The organism is Stutzerimonas stutzeri, assembly GCF_013522825.1.
In the GTDB taxonomy this organism is placed as follows: Bacteria; Pseudomonadota; Gammaproteobacteria; order Pseudomonadales; family Pseudomonadaceae; genus Stutzerimonas; species Stutzerimonas stutzeri_AK.
In genome coordinates this window covers 22,085-28,610 of sequence record NZ_JAAMQZ010000048.1, presented here as the reverse complement: position 1 = coordinate 28,610, position 6,526 = coordinate 22,085, and the positions used below count along the sequence as shown (strand labels likewise).

Below are 6,526 nucleotides of genomic sequence, written 5' to 3'. Positions count from 1 at the left end.
ATGCCACCCCTGCGTCGCTGCGCTCCGACTGCCCGGCCGGATGGCCGTGGAACAGGTGGCCAGATGGCCCTGGAATGCCTGGCCAGATGAGAGCGGACTGGGTGGCCGGATGGCGTGGAATCCGCAAAAGTGGTGAAAAAGGTGAATCGGAGGCCGACCCGCAAGGGGAGGGCGAAGGCGAAACCGGCAACACCGACAGTGACGGTACCGGCGAAAAAGGAAGCGATCCTTCGGGAGAGCAGAACTCTTCGCAGGGTGACGAAGCGGGCGGTGATCAACCAGCCAATGGCGGTGAGGATGGCACGGGAGGCGGGCAACCAAATTCCGAGCAGAAATCATCTCCTGAAGGTCAGGGCGCAAGTTCCGACCAGAAGGCATCAGGCCAGCGCGATGCAACGCAACAGCCCGGTGATGGCCAAGATGCCCAACTGGGATTGCGAGAGCGCGTAATGCAAGCAACTGAAAGCGACCTGCAAGGGTTGATTTCGGAGGTTGGCGATGCTGCTGCTGAGTTGCTGGGCCGAAAGGCATCGGCAAGCTTCAATCCGATCAAGCCATTCCCCCTGGGAGGGAGAGCGGTACGCCGGTCAGACGAAGCCTCATGTAGGCGTCGCACTACCGGCGAAGCGCACTCTGCTGGTTTGCGTCAGATCCTCAATGGACTGCTGCAGGCGCAGGTGGACTGTCGGGTGAGGCTCAAGCGCCAAGGGCGTCGGATCGATACGTCGCGCATAGCCATGCTTCCAGCAGGCGAAACGCGGGTGTTCCGAAGCAAGGCGCGGGCTGAGCGTCAATCGGCTGCTATCCAGTTCCTGTTCGACAAGTCAGTAAGTATGGATGCAGCAATGGAACAAGCTGAGGCGGCGCTGTATGCCGTTCTCAGGGGGCTTGAAGGGCTGCCACTGGTAACAACTGGGGCGATGTCTTTTCCAGGCACAACCACAGCTGGGGCCGATCAATGCTGCGATCTGATCAAGCGTTCAACCGAGCGTCTTGGCGCTGCAGTGGAAGCGGGTGGATTTGGTGCTCTGCCGCATGGTGGAACTCCATTGGCACAGGCTATATGGCCTGCCGCGATTGAGGTTTTACGCGCAAAGGGAGAGCGGAAGATTCTTTTCGTGATAACCGATGGCGAGCCAAATTCCGGTACTGACGGATATTGCAAAGAGATGTTCGAGCGGTGTGAGGCTTCAGGGATACAGGTTATTGGACTCGGCTTCGGCTCGGCTAATAGCTATGTTCTCAGCAAGCTTTTCACCAAATACGTTGCAGTTGGGACGGTAAGTAGATTGAAGACAGCGCTGTTTGAGGTTGTTCGAGACGTACTAACCGCTTAACTAGACAACAAACCATTCCCAGCAGGGGCCAACCCTGCTGGGGGAGGCCTTCGCTTGGAAAGGGAGGCCAGAATGGAAAATGTAGCTGTAGCTCCATTACTCGACTTGTTCGGGGATGAAGTAATTATTCAACGCCGCTCTCTTGAGCGCCGCCCCCGGCGAAAAACTGTTCCCATCCAGGTACAGGTTCAGCTTGGGTTTCTCGACATCCTTGAGATGTCAGATGCGGAGTTGGAGTTGCTGCGCGCAGAGGATGAAATCACTGACGATTACATCGACTGGATGCGCAGTTACATGATCAAGATGACACTTCGCCAGATTCTTCACCCTCAGGTGAGTATTGAAAACTGGTGGGATGGCATGTTGTGGGTGCTGGCGGATGAAGATGAACCGTTCAGCTTCAAAACCTGCTGTAACGCAGCTGGCGCTGATCATGAGGAGGTTCGTGAGAATTTCCTGAGCATGATGCGGCGAAAGTAAAGATGAGCCCGGTAGGGGGAAGCCCCTTACCGGGCTTTCTCCGTTCTGAAAATGAAAGGAGAGAAACATGTCAGTCCTGGTGATACCACGGCTGTATCTGCGCTATCGAATTTACCTGCGCGAACGTGTGAACGGAGCGTTGCTCCCGGAAACAACGTTTGAGTGCGAGGCAGAAGATTCGTTGCATGCAATTGAGCAAGCACGGGATAAGTATCCTGCTTGCTGGTTGAACTACGCATCATCTTGTCGTGTTTACTCAAACGGCGAAGAGGGTGAGTTTGTCTGACTAATGCTACTCGTCGTGGTTAACACGGCGAGCGCCTAAAACCCGGCTGGGAAACTCCAGTCGGGGTTCTCCAGCATCAAAAATGAATGGAGAATAGACATGTTTGCAGGCTCAGTTGTTTCTTACCCGGATCGTGGTCACTGGGGCAAGTCATCCTATCGCGGTAACTGCACAGGAAGAATTATCAAAGACTTTCTGGAAAGTTACATGAAAAGAAAAGATGGCCTGGTCGTAGATCCGAGCATCGGTGGCGGTACTAGCGTCGATGTTGCTAGGGAGATGGGACTGCGATTTGTTGGCACTGACCTACATCAGGGCTTCAACTTGCTTACGGACGACCTTGCGTCGTACATCGGTGAGATGGCTCACGTTTGCTGGTGGCATCCCCCATATGCGGGAATGCTCAAGTATAGCGGGGTAGAGTGGGGGGAGCCAAATAAGTGGGATATGTCACGGATGAATTTCCAGGACTTCACTGAAGCACTGGAACTTGCCGTGATGAATATCCACGACGCAGTTGAACGTGGCGGCGTGTATGGAATCCTTATGGGCAACATGCGTGCCAAAGGTACCTACTATAACCTTAGTTCACTTGTGGAACGAATTGCGCCGGGTCGGTTGATCGATGAGGTCATCAAGGTCCAGCATAATTGTAAAAGTGACTCAAGCTCCTACAAAGGCAACTTTGTTAGGATTGCCCACGAAAAGTTACTTGTATTCGCTAAGCGTGAATCTTCGTTGTTCCTTATTGGGTCAATGGAAAAGCGCGCAGCAGCGATGACTGGTATTACGTGGAAAGCAGCGGTTCGGCGTGTGCTTCAAGGCAACAAGATTCTTCATCTGAAGGATATCAATGATGCACTGGAGCCCTATGCTAAAACGCGTGATAACCAACACTGGCAAGCTAAGGTGCGTCAGGTTCTACAAGACGAGCGCTACTTTGTTCGTTTGAAACCCGGTGTTTACCAGCTAGCTGCATAAACCGATACACAAACCAAATAGCCCCTGCGGGAGAAATCCCGCACGGGGTTTCTCTTTGCCTGGGGCACCCAACCAGGAAAGGAGAAAATCATGTCCACGATCATCAACACGAAGATCGGTGAGTCGAAAAACGTAGCGCGCCTTTGGCTTGAGGGTCGAAAGCTCGAAAGGGCAGGCGTGAAGATCGGTGCGCGCTACCAGCTCGTGCAGGACAAGGCGATGGAGCGTTTGGAGCTTCGCGAGGCCCCGGCCGCAGCGAACGACCAGACTTTCACTGTCTCCAAGCGCGAGCGACGTGGTGTGGTGGTGCCCTTGATTGAGGTTCGATCAAGGATACTCAGCGAGGTGTTCGCGAACATCGAGCGGGTGCGGGTTGCAATCCGGCGAGGTCGGATCGTGATCACAGCGCTGCACATCGAAACCAAGATCCGGGAACGAGTTAAGCGTTTGACGGAAAAGCTGCGTACCGGAGAGCCGTTGGCAGTAGCCAGCCTGTTCCATGGTGGTGGTGTTGCGGATAAGGCACTTCATAGTGGCCTTAGACGTGCTGGGATCAAGTCGTTTATCCAAGTCGGTGTCGAGATTGAACCGGAATACTTGGATTCGTCGTTAGACAACAATCCCGAGCTGTGGAATGAAAAGAGTGTTGCGATCTGCTCTGACGTAAGAGAGGTCAACTGGGGACATAACCCTCCCCAGTGCGATGTTATCTGTGCGGGGATTCCCTGCTTAGGTGCATCGAAGTCAGGTCGCAGCAAGAACAAACTGAGCATGGCAGAGGAACACTCCAAAGCTGGTGATTTGTTTGTTGATTTTCTCGATGCGGTTAAAGCGCTGAACCCAAGCATTTGCCTGATCGAGAACGTACCGGAATATCAAACGTCTGCTTCTATGGTTGTTATTCGCGCGAAGTTGGTTTCTCAAGGCTATGTGCTGAAGGAAGCTGTGTTGAATGGCAACGACTTTGGCGCTCTTGAGCGTAGAAGCCGATTGGTTGTGGTCGCGATAAGTAAGGGGCTTCCTGACGTTTTCGATTTTAGTGAGCTAAGCAAACTGAAAGAGAAAGAGGGAAGTCTTAATGAGGTATTAGAGGATGTTCCGCATGATTCTGAGCGGTTCAAATCCTTCGACTATCTCGCAAATAAGGAAGTACGCGACAAGGCAGACGGCAAAGGATTCTCACGCCAACTGCTAAGTGGGGCTGAAGATTTCTGCGGAACAATCGGACGTGGTTATGCGAAGTGCAGGAGCACGGAGCCCTTCCTAGTACATCCGACCAACCCGCAACTGTCTCGGCTACTCACGCCTGTCGAGCACGCACGAGTGAAAGGCATCCCGGAGGTGGTAATCGCTGGGCTTCCTGACACGACTGCGCATGAGGTGCTTGGGCAGTCAGTGATCTTTCCGTTGATTGAGTCCGTTGGGCTCGAATTAGGGGTGTCGATCACTGCTGCTGTAAACCCCAGCGTGGTGAGTCTGCGACAGGAGGGAATTTCCTCCTACTGTGGGCAGATCTGCGGCGGTGGTAATTGCGGTGCTGGCCAGTTGTGCAGCTTCGGAATCAACTCGGAAAGCCAGATGCCAGGCCTGCCGGAAAGTGATCCCAACCAGGGTCAGTTCCAGCTCAGTCTGATGGTGGCGTAAAACAACCCCTGCCAGGGAGAAATCCCTGGCGGGGCTTCTCCTTGCATGGATGGAAGGAGAGGATCATGAGTGCAATCCTTGAGGCAGCACAGTTGCAAGGCAACGCGAGCATCATCCGCAGGGCCTGGGCAAAAAGGGGCAAGCAGAAGGTTCACCTCTGGGAGCTATCGACTGGGGGCGTCATTCTCCTGCGCCACATGGAGGGGGAAGGGTTCAAGCATCCGGTAAAGCTGCATGAGCCAATGGAGGTAATCGTTAACCGATTTCGCGAGAAAAACGGTCATCAGGTGATCTCTCCCCATGCAATCTGAATTCAAAAAGATTAGAATAATTACTCCAATCCCGCCCGGAGCTTTTTCAGTGGATAGTAGCCCTTCCCGTAGCGACATCGAGGCGCCTCTGGCTTCGTTACTGAAGCAGCAGCGCAATGCTTTTCAGGCCGATCCCATGCCTTCGCTGGCAACTCGGCTGAGTTGGCTGAAACGGCTGCGCACAGTTCTGGTAGATGAACAGGAAGCGTTGGCTGAGGCGGTGAGTCGGGATTTCGGTAACCGTTCGCGGGATGAGACGCTGTTTGCCGAGATATTACCCAGCCTGCAATCCATCGATCACGTCTGCAAACATTTGCGCCGCTGGATGAAACCGGCACGACGCCCGCTGGGCATCGCCTTTCAACCGGGCTCGGCTCAGGTGTTCTATCAACCGCTGGGCGTCGTTGGGGTGATAGTGCCCTGGAATTATCCGATTTTTCTGGCCATCGGCCCGCTGCTCGGTGCGCTGGCGGCGGGTAACCGGGTAATGATCAAGATGAGTGAATCAACCCCGGCTACGTCCCAACTGGTCAAGGAGCTGTTGGCCAGAGCCTTTCCAGAGGATCAGGTCGCTGTGGTGCTGGGCGAGGCGGATGTGGGTGCAGCTTTTTCCCGCCTGCCCTTCGATCACCTCCTATTCACCGGCGCCACCAGCATTGCCCGACATATTCTGCACGCAGCGGCGGATAACCTGACCCCGGTAACGCTGGAACTGGGTGGCAAATCACCGGCCATTGTCTCGGCAACGGTACCGTTGGACGACGCTGCCGAACGCATCGCCTTCGGCAAGACCATGAATGCCGGGCAGACCTGCGTGGCGCCGGACTATGTACTGGTGCCGGAAGCGCGGGTGGAAGCATTTGTCGAGGCTTACCGCAAGATGATCAGCCGGTTTTATCCGCAGCTCAGTGATAGCCCCGACTACACCAGCATCATCAATCCGCGCCAGCAGGCGCGATTGAACAGCTATATCGACGATGCCCAAACCAAGGGTGCGCGGGTGCTCCCCTTGTTCGACGCAAGCCAGGAGCAACGCCTGCCCCCTACCCTGCTGGTGGATGTCAGCGATGACATGCTGGTGATGCAGGATGAGATATTCGGCCCATTGCTGCCGATCGTGCCCTACCGGCAGATCGACGACGCCATCGCCTATATCAATGCCCGTCCGCGCCCGCTGGCGCTCTACTATTTTGGCTACGATCGGGGTGAGCAACAGCGGGTAATGGAGCAGACCCATTCCGGCGGCGTGGGCCTGAACGAGACCCTGCTGCATGTCGCGGTATGCGACCTGCCCTTTGGCGGTATCGGGCCTTCCGGCATGGGCCATTACCATGGTCATGAGGGTTTTCTGACCTTCAGCAAGGCCAAGGCGGTATTGCGCAAGCCGCGCTTCAATGCCACACGGGTGCTTTATCCGCCCTACGGCAGCGCCATGCAGAAGTTGTTGCGCAAATTGCTGATTCGCTGACCAACTCACCAGGCCAAGG

The 6,526-nt window shown here is 55.0% G+C and carries 7 protein-coding genes; all 7 read left to right on the top strand.

Translation table 11 applies throughout. The features are described 5' to 3' along the window. Positions 1 to 86: 86 nt before the first annotated feature. The 7 genes from G7020_RS21185 (at position 87) to G7020_RS21155 (ending at position 6,507) form a co-directional block, all read left to right on the top strand. The gene (locus G7020_RS21185; protein WP_181086947.1) at positions 87 to 1,337 is read left to right on the top strand and encodes a VWA domain-containing protein; all 1,251 of its coding nucleotides are present in this window, start codon (positions 87 to 89) and stop codon (positions 1,335 to 1,337) included. A 72-nt stretch (positions 1,338 to 1,409) separates the two neighbouring features. Continuing rightward, the gene (locus G7020_RS21180; protein WP_114249798.1) at positions 1,410 to 1,817 is read left to right on the top strand and encodes a hypothetical protein; all 408 of its coding nucleotides are present in this window, start codon (positions 1,410 to 1,412) and stop codon (positions 1,815 to 1,817) included. Positions 1,818 to 1,884: 67 nt separating this feature from the next. Then, entirely contained in the window at positions 1,885 to 2,103 is a 219-nt protein-coding gene (locus G7020_RS21175; RefSeq protein WP_181086946.1) for a hypothetical protein, read from the top strand. A 99-nt stretch (positions 2,104 to 2,202) separates the two neighbouring features. Next, a complete protein-coding gene (locus tag G7020_RS21170) occupies positions 2,203 to 3,084 on the top strand; it encodes a DNA adenine modification methylase (RefSeq protein WP_172693575.1) in 882 nt (293 codons plus the stop codon). Positions 3,085 to 3,174: 90 nt separating this feature from the next. After that, on the top strand, positions 3,175 to 4,728 hold the full coding sequence (locus G7020_RS21165) for a DNA cytosine methyltransferase (RefSeq protein ID WP_181086945.1): 1,554 nt from the start codon (positions 3,175 to 3,177) through the stop codon (positions 4,726 to 4,728). Positions 4,729 to 4,793: 65 nt separating this feature from the next. Then, positions 4,794 to 5,039, top strand: a complete 246-nt coding sequence (locus G7020_RS21160) for a hypothetical protein (protein ID WP_019406492.1) — start codon at positions 4,794 to 4,796, stop codon at positions 5,037 to 5,039. Then, positions 5,029 to 6,507, top strand: a complete 1,479-nt coding sequence (locus G7020_RS21155) for a coniferyl aldehyde dehydrogenase (protein WP_181086944.1) — start codon at positions 5,029 to 5,031, stop codon at positions 6,505 to 6,507. The genes G7020_RS21160 and G7020_RS21155 overlap by 11 nt, the downstream gene beginning before the upstream one ends. Positions 6,508 to 6,526 lie beyond the last annotated feature (19 nt).

Coding starts and splice junctions, on each gene's coding strand:
- G7020_RS21155 (WP_181086944.1), top strand. CDS start 5,029: ATGCAATCTGAATTCAAAAAGATTAGAATAATTACTCCAATCCCGCCC.
- G7020_RS21180 (WP_114249798.1), top strand. CDS start 1,410: ATGGAAAATGTAGCTGTAGCTCCATTACTCGACTTGTTCGGGGATGAA.
- G7020_RS21170 (WP_172693575.1), top strand. CDS start 2,203: ATGTTTGCAGGCTCAGTTGTTTCTTACCCGGATCGTGGTCACTGGGGC.
- G7020_RS21160 (WP_019406492.1), top strand. CDS start 4,794: ATGAGTGCAATCCTTGAGGCAGCACAGTTGCAAGGCAACGCGAGCATC.
- G7020_RS21185 (WP_181086947.1), top strand. CDS start 87: ATGAGAGCGGACTGGGTGGCCGGATGGCGTGGAATCCGCAAAAGTGGT.
- G7020_RS21175 (WP_181086946.1), top strand. CDS start 1,885: ATGTCAGTCCTGGTGATACCACGGCTGTATCTGCGCTATCGAATTTAC.
- G7020_RS21165 (WP_181086945.1), top strand. CDS start 3,175: ATGTCCACGATCATCAACACGAAGATCGGTGAGTCGAAAAACGTAGCG.